The organism is Phaeobacter sp. JH20_37, from assembly GCF_048056015.1.
GTDB lineage: Bacteria > Pseudomonadota > Alphaproteobacteria > Rhodobacterales > Rhodobacteraceae > Phaeobacter > Phaeobacter bryozoorum.
In genome coordinates this window covers 1,226,505-1,249,843 of sequence record NZ_JAYMWW010000013.1, presented here as the reverse complement: position 1 = coordinate 1,249,843, position 23,339 = coordinate 1,226,505, and the positions used below count along the sequence as shown (strand labels likewise).

Below are 23,339 nucleotides of genomic sequence, written 5' to 3'. Positions count from 1 at the left end.
CTGAAGTATCCCTATTTTAGAGGCAACGAAGGCGGCCTGCCAGGTGCGCCTCGCATTTTGGGAGACTTTCCTTGGGCAACGTACGCAATATCGCCTTTTGGGTTGTTCTGTTTGTGCTCGTCTTGGCGCTGTTCAACTTGTTCAGTGGTTCGGGCAGCACGATGCAGAGCCGAGAGAAGACTTTTTCTGATTTTGTCAGCGCGGTTGAAAACGGCAATGTCAGCACCGTGACGCTGGATGGTGAACAGGTTCGCTATACCACGTCGGACGGGCAGAATTTCATGACCATCAAACCCGGCGATGCCGAGGTGACCGCCCTGTTGATCGACAACAACATTCCGGTCCGCGCCGAGAAGCAGCAGCAGTCCGGGTTCCAGTCGTTCCTGCTGACCCTGCTGCCCTTCCTGCTGCTGATCGGTGTCTGGATCTATTTCATGAACCGGATGCAGGGCGGCGGCAAAGGCGGCGCCATGGGCTTTGGCAAGTCGAAGGCGAAGATGCTGACCGAGAAGCATGGCCGCGTCACCTTTGACGACGTGGCTGGCATCGACGAGGCCAAGGAAGAGCTGGAAGAGATCGTCGAATTCCTGCGCAACCCGCAGAAATTCTCGCGCCTCGGCGGCAAGATCCCCAAAGGCGCCCTGCTGGTGGGCCCTCCGGGTACCGGTAAGACGCTGCTGGCGCGTGCGATTGCAGGCGAGGCGGGCGTGCCGTTCTTCACCATCTCCGGTTCCGATTTTGTCGAGATGTTTGTCGGCGTCGGTGCCTCCCGCGTGCGCGACATGTTCGAACAGGCGAAGAAAAACGCGCCCTGTATCGTGTTCATCGACGAAATCGACGCCGTCGGTCGCCATCGTGGCGCCGGCTATGGCGGCGGCAATGATGAGCGTGAACAGACGCTGAACCAGCTCTTGGTGGAGATGGACGGTTTTGAGGCCAATGAAGGCGTCATCATTCTGGCCGCCACCAACCGCAAGGACGTGCTGGACCCGGCGCTGCTGCGTCCGGGCCGTTTTGACCGGAACGTGACCGTCGGCAACCCCGACATCAAGGGCCGCGAAAAGATCCTGGGCGTTCATGCCCGCAAGACGCCGCTTGGCCCTGACGTTGATCTGCGCATCATCGCGCGTGGTACGCCGGGGTTCTCCGGTGCGGATCTGGCCAACCTCGTCAATGAGGCCGCATTGATGGCCGCCCGTGTTGGCCGCCGTTTTGTCACCATGGAAGATTTCGAATCGGCCAAGGACAAGGTGATGATGGGGGCTGAGCGCCGCTCGATGGTGCTGACCCAGGATCAGAAGGAAAAGACCGCCTACCACGAGGCCGGTCACGCGGTTGTCGGCATGGCGCTGCCGCTGTGCGATCCGGTCTATAAGGCGACGATCATTCCGCGCGGTGGTGCGCTGGGTATGGTTGTGTCGCTGCCGGAAATGGACCGTCTGAATTATCACCGTGACGAATGCCAGCAGAAGCTGGCGATGACCATGGCGGGCAAGGCGGCGGAAGTCATCAAATACGGCGAAGATCATGTCTCCAACGGTCCGGCCGGCGACATCCAGCAGGCCAGCCAGCTGGCGCGTGCCATGGTGCTGCGCTGGGGCATGTCGGACAAGGTCGGCAACATCGACTATGCCGAAGCGCACGAAGGCTATTCCGGCAATACGGCGGGCTTCTCGGTCTCTGCCAACACCAAGGAGCTGATCGAGGATGAGGTGAAGCGCTTTATCCAGCAGGGCTATGAACAGGCGTTGCAGATCCTCAAGGACAAGAATGAGGAATGGGAACGTCTGGCGCAGGGGCTGCTGGAATTTGAAACCCTCACCGGTGACGAGATCAAACGCGTTATGAATGGCGAGCCGCCGCAGGCAGGCGAGGACGAGGATGATGACACCGATACCGGTAGCGCCTCGGTCACCGCGATCCCCAAGGCCAAGCCGAAGAAGCCTGCGTCGGATGATGGCATGGCACCGGAACCGTCGTCCTGACGGCGGGGCGCTGAACGCCGTGTAATATCAGACCCGGTCACCCTGAGGGTGGCCGGGTTTTTTGATGTCTGAACTGCGCGCGAAAAGCCGAGCGGCGGGGCTGGCCAGAACCGGATGCTGCCCCTATGGTGGCGGAAATTCCTGAATGAAATGAGCCTGATGGAGATGCCCCATGCCAGTGATGCGCGAAACGGAGTTTCAGGGAGAAGTGACCTGGATCGGCTATGTTCCGGCTGCCACCGGTGGGCTGCGGTCCGAGCCGCGGGACGCGCTGACGCTGGGGTTTGACGGCATCGAAGGCGAGCGCCACGCGGGCGCCTTGCGCGCCTCCTGTGTGCGGGTGCGCAATCTGCATCCCGAGGGCACGGAAATCCGCAACCTGCGCCAGATCAGCATCCTGTCGGAGGAAGAGCTGGCGCTGATCGCCGCAGATATGGGGATGGAGCGGATTGATCCCGTCCACCTTGGGGCGACGCTGGTGGTGCGCGGGATTCCCGACCTTAGCCATCTGCCACCCTCCAGCCGCTTGCAGGGGCCGGATGGGGTGACGCTGACGGTCGATCTTGAGAACCGGCCCTGCATTTTCCCGGCCAAGGAGATCGAGAAGGACCACGCGGGCTTTGGTCCGAAGTTCAAGCCGGCAGCCACCGGCAGACGCGGTGTGGTGGCCTGGGTCGAGCGGCCCGGCGTGCTGAGGCAGGGCGAAAGCCTGCGCCTGTTTGTGCCGGACCAGCCTGCCTGGGCACCCTGAGTCGGGGCATGTCTGCGCCGCTGGTTGCCGATAGGCGTTGACGCGGCACGATTGGCAATCTTTGGATGCCCTAGGGGGAGCGAACGCCGTTTCAATGCCTGATCATGTCGGAAATCACGCGCATGGAATGTCGCAGAAGGGCTAAGTCTTGCGGGAAACCGGCACGGCTGTGCCCATGTAACTCGCGACATCACAATTCAGGAAACCGGCCATGAGCTACAAGAGTGACATCGAAATCGCCCGCGAGGCGCAGAAGCGTCCGATCCAGGAAATTGGCGCCAAGATCGGCATCTCCAGCGATGATCTGCTGCCCTACGGCCACGACAAGGCCAAGGTGAGCCAGGACTTCATCAATTCGGTTCAGGGCAAGGAAGACGGCAAGCTGATCCTGGTGACCGCGATCAACCCGACGCCTGCGGGCGAAGGCAAGACCACCACCACCGTTGGTCTGGGTGACGGTCTGAACCGCATCGGCAAGAACGCGATGATCTGTATCCGCGAGGCCTCGCTGGGCCCGAACTTCGGTATGAAGGGCGGCGCCGCAGGTGGCGGTTACGCGCAGGTTGTTCCGATGGAGGAGATGAACCTCCACTTCACCGGTGACTTCCACGCCATCACCTCGGCCCACTCGCTGCTGTCGGCGATGATCGACAATCACATCTACTGGGGCAATGAGTGCGATATCGACATCCGCCGTGTTGCATGGCGTCGTGTGGTCGACATGAACGACCGCGCCCTGCGCCAGATCACCGCCTCCCTTGGTGGCGTCTCCAACGGCTTCCCGCGCGAAACCGGTTTTGACATCACCGTGGCCTCCGAAGTCATGGCGATCCTCTGCCTCGCCAACGACCTGAAGGACCTGGAAAAGCGTCTGGGCGACATCATCGTGGCCTACCGCCGCGACAAGACCCCGGTTTACTGCCGCGACATCAAGGCAGAAGGCGCGATGACTGTTCTCTTGAAGGACGCGATGCAGCCGAACCTGGTGCAGACCCTGGAAAACAACCCGGCGTTTGTCCACGGTGGTCCCTTCGCGAATATCGCCCACGGCTGTAACTCCGTGATCGCAACCAAGACCGCGCTGAAAGTGGCTGACTATGTTGTCACCGAAGCAGGCTTTGGTGCGGATCTTGGCGCTGAGAAGTTCATGAACATCAAATGCCGCAAGGCAGGCATCGCACCCTCGGCTGTGGTGCTGGTTGCGACCGTGCGCGCGATGAAGATGAACGGTGGCGTGGCCAAGGCTGACCTCGGCGCGGAAAACGTCGAAGCGGTCAACAAGGGCTGTGCCAACCTCGGCCGTCATATCGAGAACGTCAAATCCTTTGGCGTGCCGGTGGTGGTTGCGATCAACCACTTTGTCACCGACACCGAGACCGAAGTGCAGGCGGTCAAGGATTACTGCGCCACCCATGGCGTCGAAGCGGTGCTGTCGCGCCACTGGGAGCTGGGCTCCGAAGGCTCCGCCGATCTGGCCCATAAAGTCGTTGAGCTGGCCGACTCCGGCAAAGCCAACTTCTCGCCGATCTACCCCGACGAGATGCCGCTGTTCGAGAAGATCGAAACCATCGCCAAGCGCATCTACCGCGCCGACGAGGTGCTGGCCGATCAGAAGATCCGCAACCAGCTGAAGGAATGGGAAGCGGCTGGCTATGGCAACCTGCCGGTCTGCATGGCGAAAACGCAGTATTCCTTCTCCACCGATCCGAACCTGCGCGGCGCGCCGACCGGCCATTCGGTTCCCGTACGCGAAGTTCGCCTGTCGGCGGGGGCCGGTTTCATCGTCGTGGTCTGCGGCGAGATCATGACCATGCCGGGTCTGCCCCGCAAACCGGCATCGGAAACGATCCGCCTGAATGACGCAGGCCAGATCGAAGGCTTGTTCTAAGGCCTGAAATAGGCAATCTGCGGCCCGAGGATCCCCTCGGGCCGCAGGAGTTTAAAGATGAGCGAACGACACCCGCCGCAGGACTGTGCCGACATGCCGGCGCTGCGGCAGCAGATCGACAGGCTGGACCGGGAGCTGATTGCCCTGTTGGCCGAGCGGGCGGGCTATATCGACCGTGCGATCGAGCTGAAGGCGGCCAATAACTGGCCCGCGCGCATACCGGCCCGTGTCGAAGAAGTGGTCGGGAATGCCCGGATGACGGCCAGCACGGCAGGGCTTGATCCCGATCTGGTCGAGCGCCTGTGGCGCCAGCTTGTGGAATGGTCGATAGCCCGCGAGGCACAGATCATTCGCGAGGAGTAACGCGGCCCGGAGCGGCGCGCAGCAAGAGGACAGAAGCAATGGCAGCGAATATCATCGACGGCAAGGCCTTTGCCGCCACCGTACGCGAGAAGGTGGCAGGCCACGTGGCCCGGTTGAAGGAAGAGCATGACATCACCCCCGGTCTGGCGGTGGTTCTGGTGGGTGAAGATCCGGCAAGCCAGGTCTATGTGCGCTCCAAGGGCAAGCAGACCGTTGAAGCGGGCATGAACTCCTTTGAGCACAAGCTGGAGGCCGACACCTCCGAAGAGGACCTGCTGGCGGTGGTCGATCAGCTGAACAAGGATCCCTCGGTGCATGGCATCCTCGTGCAGCTGCCGCTGCCGGGTCATTTGAACGAAGACCTGATCATCAACTCCATCGCGCCGGAAAAGGACGTGGACGGGTTCCACATTTCCAACGTGGGCCTGCTGGGCACTGGTCAGAAAAGCATGGTGCCCTGCACGCCGCTTGGCTGTCTGATGATGCTGCGCGACTATCATGGCTCGCTGTCGGGCATGGACGCGGTTGTCATTGGCCGCTCCAATATCGTTGGCAAGCCGATGGCGCAGCTGTTGCTGGGCGACAGCTGCACCGTGACCATCGCACATAGCCGCACCAAGGATCTGCCGGATGTTGTCCGCCGCGCCGATATTGTTGTCGCTGCTGTGGGCCGTCCTGAAATGGTGCCTGGCGACTGGATCAAGGAAGGCGCCACCGTCATCGACGTGGGCATCAACCGGATCGACGCACCGGAAAAAGGCGAGGGCAAGACCCGTCTGGTGGGCGATGTGCATTTTGAGAGTGCGGCCGCGCGCGCGGGCGCAATCACCCCGGTGCCCGGTGGCGTCGGCCCGATGACCATCGCCTGCCTGCTGGCCAATACCGTGACCGCCTGCTGCCGCGCCAATGGTCTGGCGGAGCCGGAAGGGCTGACCGCCTGATCAGAACCGACCTGCTATCTGCGGATGGCTGAGATCTGCTGCTCCCGTCGGATGCCTCCGGCGGGAGTATTTTTTGGAAAAGTGACAGGTGGGAAAAACCCGCGGATCAGGGCGCGCGGATCAGGCCGCGACTGGCACCATTGTGCCCTGCAACAGGGCGATCAGTTTTTCCTCCTCTCCGGTGATGGCGTGGACCTCGGCGGTGACAATGATCAGACGGCGGCCGGGTTTGATGACCTGGCCCGTGGCGCGCAGCATATCGCCTGCACCCGGTGCGAGAAGATTGATCTTCATCTCGGCGGTCATCACCTCGCTGTCCTCGGGCATCAGGGTCAGAGCGGCATAGCCTGCGGCACTGTCTCCGATGGCAAAGCTGAGCGCCGCATGGGCGACGCCGTGCTGCTGGCGGCTGCCCGGCAGGATGGGCGCGGAGATGGTGACGGTGCCGGTGCCGACGCTGGCAACCTCGGCACCCAATGTTTGCATCATGCTCTGTCTGGCAAAGCTGTCGCGGATGCGCTGTTCGATCATGGCTGTCCCTTTCGCATGTGCAGCCAGCATAGACCGCGCGTGCTGCGATGGGGAGGTGACGCCGCGCGCAGATCCGCCGCGGCGGGTCAGCGTGGCATCGGGCAGGGCAGCGGACGCGGGCCGGTGAGGATGGCGAGGGCCCGCGGCGCCATGAGATCCGAGAGCGCCGGGTTGGTGGTGCAGAGACCGCCGGTATAGGTGCCAAAGGCGGGCAGGATCAGGCGCTGGTGATCGGCCAGAAACGCAGGCCGGGCGCTGCCGCGCAGACGCGCCTTTGGGTGGTAGTGGCCGGATATCTCGGCGGCAGCTTCGCCCGGGGTCTCAGCGCCGGTGTGGCTCTTGAAGGTGGGGTCGGCGATGTGGCGAAACAGCAGCGGGCCGAGGGTCAGGCTGTCACAGGCGTCGCCCGCCAGCCCGCTGGGGGCAGGGTCGTGATTGCCGGTGATCCAGATCCAGCGATGAGCCGCGATCAGCTGGTCGAGACGGGTTTGGTCGGCATCTGACAAGGCGGCTGCCGCCGCGTCATCGTCGAAGCTGTCGCCGAGGCAGATGACCGTTTCGGGACGGGTCTGGTCAAGCACCGCGGCAAGACGCTGAAGGGTATCGCGGGTTTCATAGGGGGGCAGGGCCGGGCCGCCGCGCCGGAGCTGGCGTTCGGATTTGCCCAGATGCAGATCGGAAACACAGAGCAGCCCCTGCGCCTGCCACCAGAGCGCACCAGCACCAAGCGCGGTGAGGCGCTGGCCTGCGAGGGAGAGATCATAGCCGGTCATGGCTGCTCTGATCGCCGGTTTTGCGGGACGGTGCAAGATGGCAGATTCAGCCGTCAGGGTGACGGCGCGCCGGGCGGAGCCAGCTCTGCCAGCCCGGCGCTGCGCATCAGCTCTTCGGTTTCGCGTTGCAGCAGCTTTTCCTGGGCGGCACCTTTCACCGGGACCTTGCCTGCCTCCAGCAGCAGCGGCGCGGCCAGCGGTGAGATCTGCGACAGCCGGTTGAGGGTGATGTTTCCCTTGATGCGGCTGAGCAGTTCCTCGATGCGGCCGAAATCCACCAGCCCGCCAAGCGCCTCCTGCCGGGTGATGTCCAAGAGCAGGTGATCGGGATCATATTTACGGAGCGTGTCGTAGAGGATGTCGGAGGAGAATGTCGCCTGTCGTCCGTTCTTGCGCTGGCCGGGGGTGTTGCGTTCGATCAGCCCCGCGATGGTGGCCACCGCGCGGAAGCTGCGTTTCATCACCGCATTGCCCGCGAGCCAGCCGTCCAGACCCGCGCGCAGCTCGGCAGGATCGAACAGCGGGGCGGGGTCGTCAACCGGGCTGAGCCCCCAGATCAGCGTGGCATAATCGGTGGCGACAAAGCCAAGCGGATCGAGCGACAGCTCTTCCATCCGTTTGGTCAGCAACAGACCGAGGGTCTGCATCGCATTGCGCCCGGCAAACCCGTAGATGCAGAGGTGTTCGCGGCCCCGGAAGGGAAAGCTTTCGAGCAGCAGCTGGCCCCGGCGGGGCATCTGTGAGACCTCGCGCTGTAGCGCCAGCCAGTCGGCGGTGTGCGGTGGCAGATCGGGCCAGCTGTCGCGTTGCAGGATATCGAGGATGCGGGTGCTGAGCTGGGTCGAGGTGGCGAATTTTGTGCCGGAGAAGACCGCGACCTTCGGTTTCCGGCTGGCATTGCGGCTGACCTCGACCGTCATTTCGCGCAGCGATTCATACCGTACGATCTGGCCGCCGATGAGGAAGGTGTCGCCCGGGGTGAGGGTGGCGGCAAAGCTCTCTTCGACCTCGCCAAGCGGTTTGCCGCCGCGGCTGCGTTTGAGTCGGACCTTCAGGAGGTCGGCGTCCTGAATGGTGCCAATGTTCATGCGGATGCGGCGGGCGGCGCGGGGGTCGCGCAGCTGCCACATCCCGTCGGGACGTTGCAGCAGCCGTTGCCACTGGTCATAGACCCGGAGGGCGTAACCGCCGGTGGCACAGAAATCGAGGCAGGCGTCGAATTCAGCCCGGCTGAGGCTGGCATAGGCGCCGGCTCCCGTGACCTCGGCATAAAGGTCATCGGCGGCGAAGGGACCGGCGCAGGCGCGGATCAGGATGTGCTGACAGAGCACGTCGCGGGGGCCGGGTGTGCGCGGGCTGCCGTCCAGCGTGCCTGCCTCCACCGCCTCAAGGGCGGCACGGCATTCCACCACCTCAAACCGGTTGGCCGGCACCAGAAGCGCCTTGGAGGGGGCATTGTAGCGGTGGTTGGCGCGGCCGATGCGCTGGACCAGCCGTTTCACGTTCTTCGGCGCGCCTATCTGGATCACCAGATCGACGTCCCCCCAGTCGATGCCCAGATCAAGCGAGCCGGTACAGACCACTGCGCGCAGCTCTCCGCGCACCATCGCTGCCTCGACCCGGTCCCGCTGCACCCGGTCGAGTGAGCCATGGTGAATGCCGATCGGCAGCGCGTCATCATTGGCAAGCCAGAGGTTGTGAAAGAAGATCTCTGCCTGGGCGCGGGTGTTGTGGAAGATCAGCGTGGTGTTATGCGCCTTGATCTGCTCAAGCACGGCGGGGATGGCATGGGCAGCGCCGCCCCCGGACCAGGGCGGGGCTGCATCCGTGTGCAGCATCTGGATATCGGCGGCGGGGCCGGGATCGGCCAGAACGATATCGCAGGGATCCGGGTGGCGGGCCAGATACTGCGCGATGGCGGCGGGGTCATCGACGGTGGCCGAAAGGCCGACGCGGCGCATGTCCGGACAGATCGCCTGAAGCCGGGTCAGGGCGAGCATCAGCTGGTCGCCGCGCCTGCTCTCGGCGAGGGCGTGGATCTCGTCCAATACCACCCGTTTCAGTCCCGCAAACATCCGCGGCGCGTCCTCATAGGAGGTGAGCAGGGCGAGGCTTTCAGGTGTGGTGAGCAGGATATGCGGCGGGTCGGCGCGCTGGCTGCGCTTGCGGGAGGCGGGCGTGTCACCGGTGCGGTCGTCGATGCGGATGGGCAGGCCCATCTCCTCGACCGGGGTGCGCAGGTTGCGTTTGATATCCGCCGCCAGCGCCTTCAGCGGCGAGACGTATAGCGTGTGCAGCCCGCGGTATTCGCCGGTAGCAAGATCGGCAAGAGTGGGCAGGAAACCCGCCATCGTCTTGCCGCCGCCGGTTGGGGCGATCAGCAGCGTTGCCGGATCATCCGCGCGCGCCAGCATCTCCTGCTGGTGCGGGTGAATGGTCCAGCCACGGTCGTGGAACCAGGCGGTGATGACATCGGGAAGACTGCTCATCCGACTTATCTAGGCGCGGTGGCAGAACTTTTCTAAACGTTCTGGCCAAAGTTTATCAAAAAACTTTGGGGTGGCTCATTTGACGATGTGTTCGTCCTTGACGAACATATTGGCCCAGGCGCGGTCGATGAGGTCGGGAGACATCTGATAGGGGATGCCTTCGAAATCGCAGATCGCCTTCATCTGGTCGATCAGGAACACCGGCTGATAGTTGGCGTAGATATTGTCGATGGTCGGATATTTGCGTTTCAGAAGATGCACCAGCGCCGCCTCGTCCAAGGGCACGCCTTTCTTCTGGGCGACCATGGCAAAGATCTTGAGGAAGTTTTCCTGATTTGGCCCGTCGATCTTGATCTTGAAAAAGATCCGCCGCAGCGCCGCCTGATCGAAGATCTCATTGGGGTGGAAGTTGGTGGAGAAGATCACCAGCGTGTCAAAGGGCACCTCGAATTTCTCGCCCGATTGCAGGGAGAGGATATCGCGGCCCTCTTCCAGCGGCACGATCCAGCGGTTGACCAGCGCCTGCGGTGATTCCGCCTGGCGGCCCAGGTCATCGACGATAAAGATGCCGCCGGTGGATTTCAGCTGCAGCGGCGCCTGATAGGTGCGCGCGGTTGGGTTGTAGACCAGATCCAGCATCGACAGGGACAGCTCGCCCCCGGTCACCACCGTGGGCCGTTCGCAGCAGACATAGCGGCTGTCAAAGCGGCGGGCGCGGCGCAGGCTGTTGGGGTCGTCCTCGGGCAGCGGCACGGCGGTATGAACGATGGGATCATAGACCGTGATCACCTGACCGGCATACTCAATCGCGCGCGGCACATAGACGTGATCCCCCAGCGCGTCGCGGATGCCGTTGGAGATGGAGGATTTCCCGTTGCCGGGCGGGCCATACATCAGGATCGAGCGGCCGGCGCTGACAGCGGGGCCGAGGTGATCGAGCAGGCTGTCGGGCAGCACCAGATGCCCCATCGCGCCCAGAAGCTGCTGACGGGTGACCAGAATATTGCGGATTGACTGGCGTTTGACCTGTTCACGGTAGATGTGCAGCGGCACCGGCATGGCGCCGTAATATTCGGACTGGCTGAGCGCATCCAGCGCGCGGGCTTTGCCCGCCTCGGTCAGCTGATAGCCCATTTCATTGCCGCTGTTGGCGTTGAGCGTACCGGTTGCCTCCAGCAGCTTTTGTTCGCGGGCGATATCGACCAGTTCCTGCGTCACCGGGATCGGCAGGCAGATGGCGGCGGCGATTTCACTGACGTTTTCGCAGGTCTTGCGGAAAATGGTCTTGAGCAGGATATCCCGCATCATCACCATCGGGAGCTGCATCTGTTCCAGCCCGCGCGGGGTAGGGGGTGCCACTACGGCGGATGTCTGCATGTTCATGCTGCGGCCTGCCTGTCTCGATTGTTCAATGTTGCGCCCGGTGGCGCCTGACTGTTCAGACAAGAGTTTATTCAGCACTGTGGCACAAGCGGGGCAAAGCTGGTGCATTTCCGCGAAGGGGCGGGGCAGATGCGGGGCATTTTAGGGAATTGTCAGTCGGGGGCGATCTGGACCGGGATGCCTCAGACCGGGGCACTCTGACCCAGCTGGGTGCCGAGCAGCAGATAGGCGACCAGCGTGCCACCAAGGCAGAGGCCCATTGGAAACTTGCTGCCGACCTCCCAGCTCTTCCAATGCGGGGCGAGACGGCGCAGGGGGGTGTATTTCGCGATACGATGGGTGAGGAACCCGGCCAGCAGCATGGCAGAGAAGATCATCACCACCACCGAGAGATCGTCAAAGACCACAAAGGGCGCGGCGGCACCGGCGAATTTGGCGTCCCCTGCGCCGACCATGCCCGCGCTGTAGCACAGGAAGCCAAGGCCGATGCCGATGGGCAGATGCAGCAACTGCCAGCCATAGTCCGTCCAGCTCATCAGGAAGGGGCCGACAAGGACAAAGATCACGGCCAGAAGATCCACGGTCCAGTTCGGGATCCGCATATGGCGCAGGTCATTCAGCGCGACCACACAGCAGAGCGGCACCACAAAGGGCAGGAACCACAGGGCGACATGGGCCGAGATCAGCATGGGGTGGGGGCTCCGGTCTTAGCCGTTTTCCAGCGCAGCAAGTGCGCGCGCCGCCGCGTCGAAATGCTGCGGATGGGTCGAGATCGCCTGCCGCAGCAGGCTTTCGCCGGTCTGCACGTCGCCCTGTTTTACAGCCGATAGCGCCAGCGTGTGCAGCAGCTGGGCGCGTTCGACCTGATCCATCGGGATCACCGGCAGCGTGTAGTTGCGCTGCGCGCCACGGGCCAGCACCAGATTGTTCTTGGCGGTGAACAGCGACTGATCCTGACGGATGGCATCGCCGAACAGGCGCTCGGCTTCGGCGTAATCGCCACGGGTCAGTTTCGAATAGCCCCAGTTGTTCATCACGCGGGCGGGCTGTGTGGTGAGGCCGACGGCGGTCTGGTAAAAGCTGTCGGAGCGTTTCCAGTCCTGTTCCGAGTCGGCGACCATCGCCTCCAGCCGGTAGCGTTTGTAGGTCTCATGGGTGGGCGGCACCTTGTCGAGGGTGGCCTTGGCCTCGTCCCAGTTGCTGGTGCGGATCAGCGCGTCGGCCAGTTCGATACGGTCCTCATCGGTGGCCTCGGGCAGCGAGACGACTTTTTTCCAGGCGGCGACCGCTTCGGTGTTGCGCTTGGCGCGGATCAGCGAGATCGCCAGCCCGCGGTTGAGGTCGATCCGGTCGGGTGCGGATTTGACGGTGCGCTGAAAATAGGTGACGGCTTCGTTTGGATCGGCAACCGTCAGCATCACATCGTTGAGATTGCTTTCGTCAACCACATTCACCTCCTGAAAGGCGCGGTCCACGGCTTCGGTGTCGTCCTTGGCGCAGGCCGACAGGACAAGCCCACCGACCAGACATGCGGATACGAAAATCTGCTGGCGCATTTTTTGCGTCCTCTGTGCTGCTCTGCCTCTAGGCCTTGCGTCACTGGGACGTGCGAATCAGGTAGCTGCCCCCTCCGCGTTGCACCAGTGCATAGCCTTTTTGTTGCGGATCACTATGCGTGTTCTGATCAAGTTTTGCGAGGGCAAGGCGGAAATTTTCACGGATTGCGTCACTTTCGCCATTATCGAGGGCAAAGGCGCGGCGCAGGGTCTGTTCGGCCTCCGGGTATTTCTGCCGCTCCATCAGCACCACGCCGAGATTGTTCATCGCCGCAGGCCAGTTGGGATCCTTTGCGACCGCGCGGCGCAGCTGGGTTTCGGCCTGACCCAGACGGCCCAGCCCCAGATTTGCGGTCCCGAGGCCAGAGAGCACCTCGGCGCTGAGACCCTCTTCCAATGCGGCGCGGGTAAAGGCATCCAGCGCCAGCTCATACTCGGCGGCGGCCATCAGACGGTGCCCGACAATAAGCCCGCTTTCGGCGGTGCCACGGGGATCAACGCCGGGCAGGGCGGGCGCGCCAAGGGGATCCTTTGGATCCGGTTTTCCGCCCGGCGACATGCAAGCCGCCACCAACGCAAGCGCGAGGGTGGCGGGGATCAGTCGATAGAGACGGGAGGGGATGGCCCAACCCAATGTCATCATGTGTTATTTGCTCATATTGCCCAGATTGGCGATGCCCTGTGCCGAGGGTCCGACCAGAATGATCAGCAGCGGCGGCACCGTCAGAGTCATTGTGGCAAGGGTCATTTTGGTTGGCAACTTGTTTGCGGCCTCTTCGGCGCGCATGACGCGCTTGTCCCGCATTTCGCTGGCATAGACCCGCAGTGCCTCGGCAATCGAGGTGCCGAAGGTGGCGGATTGGATCATCACGGTCACAAAGGAGGACACATCCTGCACGCCGCAGCGGGTGCCCATGTCGCGCATGACCTTATCCTTGTCCTTGCCGGCCTTCATCTCCTGGGCGACCACCTCGAATTCCTCGGCCAGCGCCGGGTAGGAGGCATGCAGCTCCTTGGCCACGCGCACAATCGCCTGATCCAGCGACTGACCTGCCTCGACGCAGACCAGCATCATGTCCAGCGCGTCAGGAAAGCCCGAGGTGATCTCCTGTTTGCGCTCCTCGATGCGGCGGGTGATCCAGTATTTCGGCAGCATATAGGCGGCGGCACCGGGGCCGATGATGCGGATGACCATCTGCTGGCTGTCATATTCCATGTCCGCATTCAGCACGTAGACATAGAACAGACCCGCGGCGAGGCCGATGAGGCCAAGGGCAAACTGTGCAAAGTGGAAAAAGCGGACCGAGTCCTTGGACTGGTAGCCGGCCTGACGCAGCTTCAGCTCCATCTTGGAGAGTTCGGCGGCGTCCTGCGGCTCAAGAAAGGAGGCGAATTTCTGCAGCTGCTCGTTGCGATCGGCCTGCCGCAGACGTTCCTTTTTCGGTTTGGTCTGGGTGCTGGCCGACATGCTTTTTTGCAGCTTCTTCAGTGGATCCTCGGGCTGGTTCAGCAGCAGCGGAATCGCCAGCAGGATCATGAAGAGGCCGATCATCCCGACCACCAGAAGCGGGCCGAAGGGGCCAAGATGGGAGGTCAGCAGGTCGTTGATATCGCTCAGGGATGTCATGATTATTGCCTCACACCTTGATGTTCGTCAGCATCCGCATGACGAAGAGGTTGACGGTCAGCATGGCGCCCACAACAAAGCAGGCGGGAATGAACCAGGGATGGTCGATCACGCTGTCGTAATAGCCCGGATCCTTAGCCAGGATGCCGCCCAGACAGAACAGCGGAAAGCCGGAGAGGAATTTGCCGGACCACTGCGCCTCGGCGGTGATGGCCTTCACGCGGCGGAACAGGCGGAAGCGGGCGCGGATCACCTTGGCCAGACCGGCCAGCACCTCGGCGAGGTTGCCACCGGATTGCTGCTGGATGGTGACGGCCACGGCAAGGAAGCGCATGTCCTGCATGTCCAGACGTTCGGCCATTTCCTTCAGCGCCTCGCCGACATCGCGGCCATAGGCGCTTTCGTCGGCGATCACGCCAAATTCCGTGGCCAGCGGGTCTTCGACCTCATTGGCGACGATCTGCACGGCAGAGGAAAACGGATGGCCGACGCGCAGGGAGCGCACCATCAGTTCGACCGCATCGGGCAGCTGTTCTTCGATCATCGCCATGCGTTTGGCGGCTTTTTTGTTGACCCAGAAGAACACGGCGCCGACGCCGATGATCACCGAGGCCAGCAGGCGCAGCGGCAGTTCGGCGCTGGTGCCGACGCTGAGACCGACAAAGGCGATGGCCGCGACGCCGCCCATGATCATGATCAGCTGGCGCGGTGAGAAGGCGATGGCCGCCTTCTGAGCGCGTTCAGCCAGCAGCGAATAGAGCGGGATCGACTTGGCGCTCATATGCTGGCGCATTTCCTTGCGCAGCTGTTCCAGCACCTGTTCGCGGTTGCCGCCCTTGTCCATCATTTCCAGACGGCGGTTCACGCGGCTGTTGAGGCTGATGGATTTGCCGAATGTCACCAGGTAGAGACCTTCGACCAGCACCAAGACGCCGATGAAGATCAGGCCGTAGATGATCGGTTCTGCACTCAGTTGCATCAGCGGGCCTCCATCACGGTGGGTTCATAGATCGACGCGGGCAGGTCATAGCCCCAGAGGCGGAAGCGCTCGGAGTAGTGGCTGCGCACGCCGGTGGCGGTGAAATGGCCGATGATCTTGTTGTCCGGGGTCAGGCCGACGCGCTGGAAGCGGAAGATTTCCTGCATCGAGATCACATCGCCCTCCATGCCGGTGATTTCGGTGATCGAGGTCATGCGGCGCGACCCGTCCTGAAGGCGCGAGGCCTGCACGATGATGTTGACCGCCGATGCGATCTGGCTGCGTACCGCCTTGATCGGCATTTCGATGCCGGCCATGGCGATCATGTTTTCCAGGCGCGAGATGCCGTCGCGGGCGGAGTTGGCGTGGATCGTGGTCATGGACCCGTCGTGGCCGGTGTTCATCGCCTGCAACATGTCGATGACCTCCTCGCCGCGGGTCTCGCCCACGATGATCCGGTCCGGGCGCATCCGCAGGGCGTTCTTGAGACAGTCGCGGGGGGAAACCTCGCCGCGACCCTCGACGTTGGGCGGGCGGCTTTCCATCCGGCCCACATGGGTCTGTTGCAGCTGAAGTTCCGCCGTATCCTCGATGGTCAGGATGCGTTCGGCATTGTCGATGAAGGACGACAGCGCATTGAGCGTGGTGGTCTTACCAGAGCCGGTCCCGCCGGAAACGATGACATTCAGGCGCGTGGAGACAGCGGCCTGAAGATAGGCGGCCATCTCCTCGGTGAAGGCGCCGAAGCTGACCAGATCGTCAATGCCCAGCTTGTCCTTTTTGAATTTACGGATCGACACCAGCGAGCCATCGACCGCGACCGGCGGCACCATGGCGTTAAAGCGCGAGCCGTCGGCAAGACGGGCGTCCACGTAAGGGTTGCTTTCATCGACACGGCGACCCACGGCGGAGACGATCTTGTCGATGATCCGCATCAGGTGCTTTTCATCCTTGAATGTGACATCCGACATCTGCAGCTTGCCGTCGCGTTCGACAAAAACCTGATGCGGGCCGTTTACAAGGATATCGTTGACCGTATCGTCCTGAAGCAGGGTTTCCAGCGGGCCAAGGCCGGTGACCTCGTCATAGAGTTCCTTGGTCAGGGTCTGGCGGTCCTCGCGGTTGAGAACGATGCCTTTTTCCTCAAGGATTTCGGTGGCGATGGAGGAAATCTCGGCGCGCAGTTCCGCCTCGCTGGCGCGTTCCAGTGCTGCGAGGTTCAGGTTGTCCAGCAGCTCGCGGTGGAGCTGGATCTTGATCTCACCCATCCGCTCCTTGCGCTTGCGTTCCTTGTCCGCCGGGGCGGCCTCGGCGGGAGTGCCGACCATTGGTCGGCGCATGGAGACGGCCGCGGCGGCTTTTTGCGGAGCGGGCGTGGCCACGGGCGCCGACTGCGCCGCAGCGCGGGGGGTGGCGGATTGTTTTTTATACTTCGAGAACATGAAAGGAACGCCCCTGGTTAAATCTGGGTTCAGGCCGCCGCAGCGTCGCTTTGACCGAGGTCATGCAGCGATTGGGCCAGTTTCAGAACTTCCTTGCGTAGCGGGTTCTTGGCGGCGGAGCTGGCCAGCGGGGTGCCGTGGTCGCAGGCCTGCGCAACCTGTTTGCCGCCGTCGGGCAGCTGCAGGTCGATGGAAATGCCCAAGGATTCCGCCATACGCTTGACGCGGCTCTTGCCGCTGAGGTCGGTGAACTTCGGTGCGCGGTTCAATGCGAAGCGCAGCTTTTCAAACGGCAGCTCCTCCGATTGCAGAGCGCGTTTCAGGCGCAGCGCATTCTGCGCCGACCGCATGTCCAGCTCGACCATGGAGAAATAGACATGCGCCATATTGAGAACGGTTTCAGACCATTGCACCAGCGTGTGGGGCATGTCGATGACGACAAAATCAAAATGGCTGCGCGCCAGCGTTACCACCCGCTCGATATCTTCGGGGGTGATGAATTCCAGCGGGATCATATCCACCGGCGCCGTCAGCACCTGTAGTTTGTCCTCATAGGTGACCAGCGCCTGGCCAAAGATGTCTTCGTCGAGATTCTCGGTATCGCTCAGCATCTCCATCACCACCTCGCGGCGCGGCAGGTCGAGATAGGTTGCGACGGACCCGTATTGCAGGTCAAAATCCAGAAGGCAGACGCGCGGGGTCTCCGATGTGGAAAGCTGCGCCAGCTCCCAGGCGAGATTTACCGCCAGCGTGGTTGAACCGCTGCCGCCGGCCAGACCGTGGCAAACGATGACCGCGCCGTCGCGCTGGCTGCCGGTTTTCAGCGCGTGCTGCGGTTGGGCGGTGCGTTCGGCCTCGGCCAGGCGCAGCCGTTCGATGGCGGCCTGCAGCTCCCCCTCGGGCAGCGGGTAGGGGATGAATTCATCGGCCCCCTGGCGCAGCAGGCTGTGCAGTGCGGCGGGGGTCACGTCCTCGGCAATCAGGATCACCTTGATATTGCGGGACTTTGCCTCGGTGATGATGGTGCCCATCAATTGCAGATTGTCTTCGTCGGCGCTGTCCAGCGCCAGCGCCACAAATTCCAGCGCTTCGGCTTCGCTCTGGTTGAAGAAGGCCAGCGCCTCGGTAAAGCCGAGATCGCCCCAGGCTTCGCCCATGGTGGCTTCCATGTCCTCGATCAGCAGGTCAAAGTTCTGCACGTCGCGGCTGATCGTGCAGGCAACAATCGCGTTCGCTTCTGTCTGCGGCATACCGCTGCTCATCACCGTAATCCTTCTCTCGGGGCGTGTCGCACCATGTTGGCCAGAGCACGCTAGCACGCACGTCCGGCATTTGGACGCACATTACCTCTTGAGAACAATGTCGGTGAAGATCTGGGCGAGATTGGGGCCAAGGCGGCCCATTTGTGGGGAATTCCTAATGAAGCCTAAACAGGGTTAACCGCGGTCAACCCTGTCGTCCTGCGCTTATTCCAGGGTGGTCCTGATCGACCGTTCGCTGGTCAGAGACGTGCGTGGCACCGCGCTTTCGACATATTCGCGGTAGATGATCTGCGCATATTTTCCATCCAGAACAGTGGGATGGCGCTTCAGGAAACCGCTGACCTCGGTCACGGTGCGACGGTTGCGGCGTTCGCGGTCGGAGGTGGGGATCAGAGGCTGCGTTTCGCCAAAGGACACGACTGCCTCCAAGCGACTGCGGCTGATGCCCCGCGAGACGAGATAGGCGACGGCGGCACGGGCGCGGCGCAGGCCCAGGGCCTTGTTGTAGCTGGCAGAGCCGACGGCGTCGGTATGGCCGAAGACACGGAATCGCACCTCCGGGAACTGTCTGATCCAATGGGCCTGCTGATCCAGCACGGCGCGGGCGTTGCCATCCAGCTGCGCGCTGTCAAAGGCAAAGGTGATCGTATTTGGCACTTCCTCGGCAAACCGGGTGGCGAGCTGGATCGCAAAGTCCCGCTCTCCGGCCATCACGGCGGCGTTGGAATTGGTCGCATTGCCAAAGACCGAGCGGTCCAGCGGTTCGCCCGCTTCATATCCGCAGGCGGCCACTGTCAGGGACAGGCCAAGGAGTGCTGCATATCTGATCATCTGCCCCATGTTCCTCTGCTCAATCCATCACATAGCCGTAAGAGCCGTTGAAGTCCTGCTTGGCGACCTCGCTGGCGGGGCCTTTTTGTCCCTTGGCCACGCGGCCCATCAGGAACAGCTCGCTTTCGCTGGGTGGGCGGATCCGATCGGTGGGCAGGCTCAGCGCCTCGCCCCGTGTCGGCGTAACCAGATGAGCGCTGACAATGATCACCAGTTCAGTCTGCGCGCGCTGGTAGTTGGCGCTGCGGAACAGCGAGCCGAGGACCGGCACGTCGCCAATCCATGGCAGCTGCGAAGAGTTGTCGCGGAACTCATCACGGATCAGGCCGGCAATCGCAAAGCTCTCGCCGTCGCGCAGCTCCACCGTGGTGGAGGTTTCGCGCCGCGAGAAGGCGGCGATATTCAGCCCGTTCAGCTCAATCGAGTTGGTGGGATCAATAGCGGAAACGGCGGCCTTCATTTCAAGGTTGATGACATCGGCGTCCACCACCCGAGGAACGAAGTTCAGCTCGATCCCGAAGGGTTTGAATTCAATCGTAATAATGCCGTCTTCCTGTGCGACGGGAATGGGGTATTCCCCCCCGGCGAGGAATTTGGCTTCCTGCCCGGACAGGGCCGACAGGTTCGGCTCTGCCAGAGTGCGCACGACACCTTTCTGTTCCAGCGCCTCCAGCAGCAGGTTCACCTGAAAGGCCCCGGCGTTGAAGCCAAAGACAAAGGCACCGGTGTTGTCGTTGCCAGCAGGGATATTGCCGGACAGGCTGTTGGTCAGCGCGCCCTGGGTGTTGAGTGTGCTGGTACCGCCATTGACGCCGACGCTGTTGCCGCCCTTCACGCCAAGCGAGGCGCTGAGCGACTTCGAGACGGTGCGCTGCATCTCGGCAAAACGGACCTTCAGCATGACCTGCTGGACACCGCCCACCGACATCAGGTTGCTGACCCGTTCCGGGGCGTAGCGTTCGGCCAGATCAAGCGCCCGCTGCAATCGCGACGAGCTGGAGACAACGCCGGACAGGACAATGCCGTCATTGGCGGTACGGACCTCGATCCGCTCGCCGGGCAGGATCTGCCGCAGCCGCTCCTTGAATTCGCTGACATCCGCGGCAACGCGCACGTCGACATTGGTGATCAGACGACCGGAGGCATCGAGCAGGGTCAGCGTGGTTAGACCCGGCGCCTTGCCCAGCACGTAGATTGTGCGATCCGAAAGCGAGGAGATATCGGCGATGCTGGGATTGGCGATGCTGAGCTCGGAGAAGGGCACATCGCTTTCGACCACGACCGCCCGGTTCATCGGCACCTCAAGATTGGCCGCCGTGCCCTTTTTGACCACGCGCAGGCCATTGCCCCAGGCCGCATCCGCAACCGGGAAACACACCAGCGCGAGCCCGGTGAGGGCCGCCGCTACATACCGTCTAAAAGCCATGTGACCTGCCTTTCCGATCACGCCTCAATACAGGGTCTTATTGCCCATTGTTTGGGACACTCTGCGCGTATCGGCGAATTTTTGCAAGAATCAAAGGCTTCCGGGATGCAGCGACCGTGGCCGACCTGTGGGGTGACAGCAACAATCACATAAAAACGCCGCCCCGGAGGGGGCGACGTTCGATCTGTTATCTATCTGAAACCTTTGCAGGAAAGGCGCGGTGCTGATCAGTTGGTGCAGGGAATCGGGATCTCTACCACCTCGGCGCCGCGACGGGTGCGGATGGTGCAGACTTTTTCCTGCTCGGCCTGCTGCGGCGCTTCGATGGCGCTGAGCCCCAGCAGGCTGCGCTGATCAACCTCGATCACCGATGCAACCGTGTCGTCACCAGCCCCGACAAGGGAGAGCGACAGACGGCCGGTGGACTGGGCCTGGGCGAGGGCCGCAACCTGCTCGGGGCGGACAGCGGCGGTGACGGTGCGGGCAATCACGGCACCATCCAGATCGCCACCTGCGGTCTGATCCACGGCAATCAGTTCGATATTGGTCTGGATCAGACGGGTGAACTCACCATTGCGGCCATCGGCCTGATCATTGAGCGATCCGGTCCAGTAGACATCGACACGGTCACCGGGACGCAGGAAGCCGGACACGCCGGAGGAGACATCGACGCGGATGGCAAAGGCGCGCATCCCCTTGGACAGGCGCGAGGTGATGCCTGCGTCCTCACCGGGTTTGGTGACTTTGACGGCCAGAATCGCCTCGTCCTTTTCCATGCGGCGCAGCACCACGCGATGATCATCGGGGTATTGCGGCGGGAACAGCGCATCCATGGTCAGGAAGGCGCCTTCGGGAATCGCGTTTTCGGGCCAGCGAACGGAGCGGATATGTTCCTTGGTCAGTCGCTCGCCGTACTTCAGCTGGTCATTGGCGACAAAGATATCGACCAATGGGATGTTTTCCCCCCGCGAGGCGCGCTCACGGGCGAGTTCGTTCTGGTAAGCGCTGATATAGTTCTTGGCCATCATCACAGCCCCCCCGGCGAGGGCGACTCCGACAATGAGGACAAGTCCGAATACTGCACGCATGGTGGTACCTCTCATCAGTTGCGGCCGGCATTGCAGACGCAATACCGGCGCCTGGGTCGGTCAAACCGTTGCCTAAGGCGGACGTTCTGTCCTGTTGCGCGCCTGGCGCACCTTAAATCTCTGTCTGGCTGCCGAGCTGCCTCGGCCACTACCGGATCAGCTGAACGACCAGTTGGTCATATAGGCGGCAAGCAGATCGGCCAGCCCCAATGCGCCATCCTCCATGGAGGCGGCGATCAGAACGACCAATCCGACAATCGCAGCGGTCAGAACCACCCAGTCAACGGTGACTGCGCCGTCGTCTTTGGCAATGAAATGCTTGAACCTGTTCATAATGGACCTCGTAAGCCGAAGGTTCCTTGGGCAAAGGGCCGCGCCTTAGGCAAAAGGCGCGGCCCTCAAACTCGTCAGGTCATAAGCGACTTAGGAGTCGGACGGACCTTTGGTGCCCAGGTAGGAGCCGGTTGCCGAGGTCAGGTTCGACGCGCCGTTTTCGATCGAGGTGTAAACAACACCTGCCAGAGCGGCCACAGCGGCGGTCAGAACAACCCAGTCAACGGTCACGGCGCCAGAGTCGTCTTTACGGAAGTTTTTGATGAATTTGATCATGGTACGTCCCTCCAAAGGATCTAAAAGTGTGTTTCGACCTTGCCGTCCGTTGTGAGCCTGCTCTCTCCTGCTCGGCTCTGTTCGACTTGGTGTGAAGCTATATAGCCAGCGGAGCGTGGCAGGATTTGGGCTGAAACGCGGACTCATTTGCCCTACTTTAACTTTTTGCCGAGTATTCGGGTAAGGCATTGAATTTTCACGCTTATTAATTTTACCTCTTGTCAATACCCGTGGCTTCGAGGCGGCAGATCTTGGTAAATATGGCAAATCTGCCAGAATCTGGGGCGCGAAACTGGATTTTTGCCGGGGCTTCGGCGAGTCTCATCTGCGAAAAAGGAGAGGCAGAGCAGCCCCATGAGTCTTCTTCAGTCCATTCGCCGCCGTCTGGTCCGTCTTATTGCGGCTCAGCGGCAGGGCATGAGCCAGTTGTCGGGCCTGCCAGTCGCGGGCAGCGCAGTCATCTGTGGCAATGTGGCGACGCTGGTGATTCTGGCGGTGCTCTGGGCTGGCAGCGCGACGCCCGCCCGGTCGCAGGAGCCGGGTAAGGTGACCCCGGCGCCCTTTCCTGAGTTTGAGGCCAAACGCGTGCGCCCGCCGAAACCGGGAACCAAGCAGCGGATTACCATCCAGATTGATCCGCCTGCCGCACCGGTTGCGGCGCCTGCCAGTGGCGGCGCGGTTCCGGCTGCTGCTGCGGACAGCGGGCGCTACACCGGTTTCTGGCAGGACATCTCAGACAAGCTGGAGGACAGCGGGCCGGGGCGGCTGGCCAAGGCGCTGCGGGCGCTGGATGGCGACACCCCGGTTGCCGCCCCCCGGTTGCAGTTGATGCAGGACATTGCCAGCGCGCGGGGAGTGCAGATCCTGACGGCCAGTGTCGGCACGGATGTGTCGCCCGCGCTGGTCCTGGCGGTGATCGCGGTGGAATCGGCAGGCCGGTCCGACGCGGTCAGCCGCGTCGGCGCGCAGGGGCTGATGCAGCTGATGCCGGACACCGCCGCACGTTTCGGCGTTGGCGACGCGCTGGACAGCGCAGAGAATATCGCGGGCGGAGTGAAATACCTGAACTGGCTGATGGGCGAATTCAACCGCGATCCGATTCTGGTTCTGGCGGGATATAACGCGGGCGAGGGCGCTGTGCGCAGCCATGCCGGGGTGCCGCCCTATGCCGAGACGCGCGATTACGTGCCCAAGGTGCTGGCGGCCTTTCAGGTGGCGCGGGGGCTTTGCATGACGCCGCCGGAGCTGATCACCGATGGCTGTGTCTTTCGCCGGATGAACTAGCCGGATCCGATCCCGCCAAACTCTGCGCAGGTCAGGATCAATTTATCGAAAAATATTCGCGCTCTGCCGATGGGATCATTTTTCCGCCCGAATTGGCTGATTTATCGCGCCTGTATTCTACCTTGAGTTAT

The 23,339-nt window shown here is 62.4% G+C and carries 22 protein-coding genes; 6 read left to right on the top strand and 16 right to left on the bottom strand.

All coding sequences use genetic code 11. The annotated features are described in order from the left end of the window. Positions 1-71: 71 nt before the first annotated feature. The 5 genes from ftsH to folD all read left to right on the top strand — a co-directional run bounded on the left by ftsH (position 72) and on the right by folD (position 5,928). Positions 72-1,985 carry an ATP-dependent zinc metalloprotease FtsH gene (gene ftsH / locus VWZ87_RS10850; RefSeq protein WP_340544613.1) on the top strand — a complete coding sequence of 638 codons (1,914 nt, stop codon included), beginning with the start codon at positions 72-74 and terminating at the stop codon, positions 1,983-1,985. Positions 1,986-2,157: 172 nt separating this feature from the next. Continuing rightward, positions 2,158-2,736 carry an MOSC domain-containing protein gene (locus VWZ87_RS10845; protein WP_416534699.1) on the top strand — a complete coding sequence of 193 codons (579 nt, stop codon included), beginning with the start codon at positions 2,158-2,160 and terminating at the stop codon, positions 2,734-2,736. A 211-nt stretch (positions 2,737-2,947) separates the two neighbouring features. Continuing rightward, positions 2,948-4,624 (top strand): formate--tetrahydrofolate ligase, encoded by a 1,677-nt coding sequence (locus tag VWZ87_RS10840; protein ID WP_340544615.1) that lies wholly within the window; start codon positions 2,948-2,950, stop codon positions 4,622-4,624. Positions 4,625-4,681: 57 nt separating this feature from the next. Next, a complete protein-coding gene (locus tag VWZ87_RS10835) occupies positions 4,682-4,987 on the top strand; it encodes a chorismate mutase (RefSeq protein WP_340544616.1) in 306 nt (101 codons plus the stop codon). A 38-nt stretch (positions 4,988-5,025) separates the two neighbouring features. Next, on the top strand, positions 5,026-5,928 hold the full coding sequence (gene folD, locus VWZ87_RS10830; protein WP_416534698.1) for a bifunctional methylenetetrahydrofolate dehydrogenase/methenyltetrahydrofolate cyclohydrolase FolD: 903 nt from the start codon (positions 5,026-5,028) through the stop codon (positions 5,926-5,928). Positions 5,929-6,048: 120 nt separating this feature from the next. On the opposite strand, the gene VWZ87_RS10825 is transcribed toward folD, so the two are convergent. From VWZ87_RS10825 to VWZ87_RS10750, 16 genes are all read right to left on the bottom strand, one after another. Then, the gene (locus tag VWZ87_RS10825; protein ID WP_340544618.1) at positions 6,049-6,459 is read right to left on the bottom strand and encodes a PaaI family thioesterase; all 411 of its coding nucleotides are present in this window, start codon (positions 6,457-6,459) and stop codon (positions 6,049-6,051) included. An 86-nt stretch (positions 6,460-6,545) separates the two neighbouring features. Then, on the bottom strand, positions 6,546-7,232 hold the full coding sequence (pdeM, locus tag VWZ87_RS10820) for a ligase-associated DNA damage response endonuclease PdeM (protein WP_340544620.1): 687 nt from the start codon (positions 7,230-7,232) through the stop codon (positions 6,546-6,548). 53 nt (positions 7,233-7,285) lie between these two features. After that, positions 7,286-9,721 (bottom strand): ligase-associated DNA damage response DEXH box helicase, encoded by a 2,436-nt coding sequence (locus VWZ87_RS10815; protein WP_416534697.1) that lies wholly within the window; start codon positions 9,719-9,721, stop codon positions 7,286-7,288. A gap of 75 nt (positions 9,722-9,796) precedes the next feature. Beyond that, a complete protein-coding gene (locus VWZ87_RS10810; RefSeq protein WP_340544623.1) occupies positions 9,797-11,104 on the bottom strand; it encodes an ATPase in 1,308 nt (435 codons plus the stop codon). 182 nt (positions 11,105-11,286) lie between these two features. Continuing rightward, a complete protein-coding gene (locus VWZ87_RS10805) occupies positions 11,287-11,793 on the bottom strand; it encodes an A24 family peptidase (RefSeq protein WP_416534696.1) in 507 nt (168 codons plus the stop codon). 18 nt (positions 11,794-11,811) lie between these two features. Continuing rightward, entirely contained in the window at positions 11,812-12,660 is an 849-nt protein-coding gene (locus VWZ87_RS10800; RefSeq protein ID WP_340544625.1) for a tetratricopeptide repeat protein, read from the bottom strand. A gap of 40 nt (positions 12,661-12,700) precedes the next feature. Then, a complete protein-coding gene (locus VWZ87_RS10795; RefSeq protein WP_416534695.1) occupies positions 12,701-13,303 on the bottom strand; it encodes a tetratricopeptide repeat protein in 603 nt (200 codons plus the stop codon). A 3-nt stretch (positions 13,304-13,306) separates the two neighbouring features. Continuing rightward, the gene (locus tag VWZ87_RS10790) at positions 13,307-14,287 is read right to left on the bottom strand and encodes a type II secretion system F family protein (protein WP_416534694.1); all 981 of its coding nucleotides are present in this window, start codon (positions 14,285-14,287) and stop codon (positions 13,307-13,309) included. Between the two features lie 10 nt (positions 14,288-14,297). Then, complete coding sequence (locus VWZ87_RS10785) at positions 14,298-15,266, bottom strand: type II secretion system F family protein (protein WP_340544629.1); 969 nt, start codon at positions 15,264-15,266, stop codon at positions 14,298-14,300. After that, a complete protein-coding gene (locus tag VWZ87_RS10780; RefSeq protein ID WP_416534693.1) occupies positions 15,266-16,708 on the bottom strand; it encodes a CpaF family protein in 1,443 nt (480 codons plus the stop codon). Before VWZ87_RS10780 ends, VWZ87_RS10785 begins: the two co-directional genes overlap by 1 nt. Before the next feature lie 29 nt (positions 16,709-16,737). Then, positions 16,738-17,970: an AAA family ATPase gene (locus VWZ87_RS10775; protein ID WP_340544631.1), complete on the bottom strand. Its 1,233-nt coding sequence runs from the start codon at positions 17,968-17,970 to the stop codon at positions 16,738-16,740. 204 nt (positions 17,971-18,174) lie between these two features. Beyond that, on the bottom strand, positions 18,175-18,801 hold the full coding sequence (locus VWZ87_RS10770; RefSeq protein WP_340544632.1) for an OmpA family protein: 627 nt from the start codon (positions 18,799-18,801) through the stop codon (positions 18,175-18,177). A 19-nt stretch (positions 18,802-18,820) separates the two neighbouring features. Next, positions 18,821-20,227 carry a type II and III secretion system protein family protein gene (locus tag VWZ87_RS10765; RefSeq protein WP_340544633.1) on the bottom strand — a complete coding sequence of 469 codons (1,407 nt, stop codon included), beginning with the start codon at positions 20,225-20,227 and terminating at the stop codon, positions 18,821-18,823. Between the two features lie 227 nt (positions 20,228-20,454). Then, on the bottom strand, positions 20,455-21,315 hold the full coding sequence (cpaB, locus tag VWZ87_RS10760; protein WP_416534692.1) for a Flp pilus assembly protein CpaB: 861 nt from the start codon (positions 21,313-21,315) through the stop codon (positions 20,455-20,457). Between the two features lie 156 nt (positions 21,316-21,471). Continuing rightward, a complete protein-coding gene (locus tag VWZ87_RS10755) occupies positions 21,472-21,648 on the bottom strand; it encodes a hypothetical protein (RefSeq protein ID WP_340544635.1) in 177 nt (58 codons plus the stop codon). A gap of 90 nt (positions 21,649-21,738) precedes the next feature. Beyond that, positions 21,739-21,924, bottom strand: coding sequence for a hypothetical protein (locus VWZ87_RS10750; RefSeq protein WP_014873714.1), 186 nt, complete (start codon positions 21,922-21,924; stop codon positions 21,739-21,741). A 354-nt stretch (positions 21,925-22,278) separates the two neighbouring features. Between VWZ87_RS10750 and VWZ87_RS10745 the strand changes: the two genes are divergently transcribed. Then, entirely contained in the window at positions 22,279-23,208 is a 930-nt protein-coding gene (locus VWZ87_RS10745; RefSeq protein ID WP_416534691.1) for a lytic transglycosylase domain-containing protein, read from the top strand. Positions 23,209-23,339: the final 131 nt, after the last annotated feature.

Bases quoted from the DNA above. Each gene is read 5' to 3' on its own strand.
- VWZ87_RS10745 (WP_416534691.1), top strand. From the start codon at position 22,279: ATGAGTCTTCTTCAGTCCATTCGCCGCCGTCTGGTCCGTCTTATTGCG.
- VWZ87_RS10805 (WP_416534696.1), bottom strand. From the start codon at position 11,793: ATGCTGATCTCGGCCCATGTCGCCCTGTGGTTCCTGCCCTTTGTGGTG.
- VWZ87_RS10765 (WP_340544633.1), bottom strand. From the start codon at position 20,227: ATGGCTTTTAGACGGTATGTAGCGGCGGCCCTCACCGGGCTCGCGCTG.
- VWZ87_RS10750 (WP_014873714.1), bottom strand. From the start codon at position 21,924: ATGATCAAATTCATCAAAAACTTCCGTAAAGACGACTCTGGCGCCGTG.
- VWZ87_RS10810 (WP_340544623.1), bottom strand. From the start codon at position 11,104: ATGAACATGCAGACATCCGCCGTAGTGGCACCCCCTACCCCGCGCGGG.
- VWZ87_RS10835 (WP_340544616.1), top strand. From the start codon at position 4,682: ATGAGCGAACGACACCCGCCGCAGGACTGTGCCGACATGCCGGCGCTG.
- VWZ87_RS10795 (WP_416534695.1), bottom strand. From the start codon at position 13,303: ATGATGACATTGGGTTGGGCCATCCCCTCCCGTCTCTATCGACTGATC.
- VWZ87_RS10815 (WP_416534697.1), bottom strand. From the start codon at position 9,721: ATGAGCAGTCTTCCCGATGTCATCACCGCCTGGTTCCACGACCGTGGC.
- pdeM (WP_340544620.1), bottom strand. From the start codon at position 7,232: ATGACCGGCTATGATCTCTCCCTCGCAGGCCAGCGCCTCACCGCGCTT.
- VWZ87_RS10825 (WP_340544618.1), bottom strand. From the start codon at position 6,459: ATGATCGAACAGCGCATCCGCGACAGCTTTGCCAGACAGAGCATGATG.
- VWZ87_RS10845 (WP_416534699.1), top strand. From the start codon at position 2,158: ATGCCAGTGATGCGCGAAACGGAGTTTCAGGGAGAAGTGACCTGGATC.
- cpaB (WP_416534692.1), bottom strand. From the start codon at position 21,315: ATGCGTGCAGTATTCGGACTTGTCCTCATTGTCGGAGTCGCCCTCGCC.
- VWZ87_RS10755 (WP_340544635.1), bottom strand. From the start codon at position 21,648: ATGAACAGGTTCAAGCATTTCATTGCCAAAGACGACGGCGCAGTCACC.
- VWZ87_RS10790 (WP_416534694.1), bottom strand. From the start codon at position 14,287: ATGACATCCCTGAGCGATATCAACGACCTGCTGACCTCCCATCTTGGC.
- folD (WP_416534698.1), top strand. From the start codon at position 5,026: ATGGCAGCGAATATCATCGACGGCAAGGCCTTTGCCGCCACCGTACGC.
- VWZ87_RS10840 (WP_340544615.1), top strand. From the start codon at position 2,948: ATGAGCTACAAGAGTGACATCGAAATCGCCCGCGAGGCGCAGAAGCGT.
- VWZ87_RS10770 (WP_340544632.1), bottom strand. From the start codon at position 18,801: ATGATCAGATATGCAGCACTCCTTGGCCTGTCCCTGACAGTGGCCGCC.
- VWZ87_RS10780 (WP_416534693.1), bottom strand. From the start codon at position 16,708: ATGTTCTCGAAGTATAAAAAACAATCCGCCACCCCCCGCGCTGCGGCG.
- VWZ87_RS10785 (WP_340544629.1), bottom strand. From the start codon at position 15,266: ATGCAACTGAGTGCAGAACCGATCATCTACGGCCTGATCTTCATCGGC.
- VWZ87_RS10800 (WP_340544625.1), bottom strand. From the start codon at position 12,660: ATGCGCCAGCAGATTTTCGTATCCGCATGTCTGGTCGGTGGGCTTGTC.
- VWZ87_RS10775 (WP_340544631.1), bottom strand. From the start codon at position 17,970: ATGAGCAGCGGTATGCCGCAGACAGAAGCGAACGCGATTGTTGCCTGC.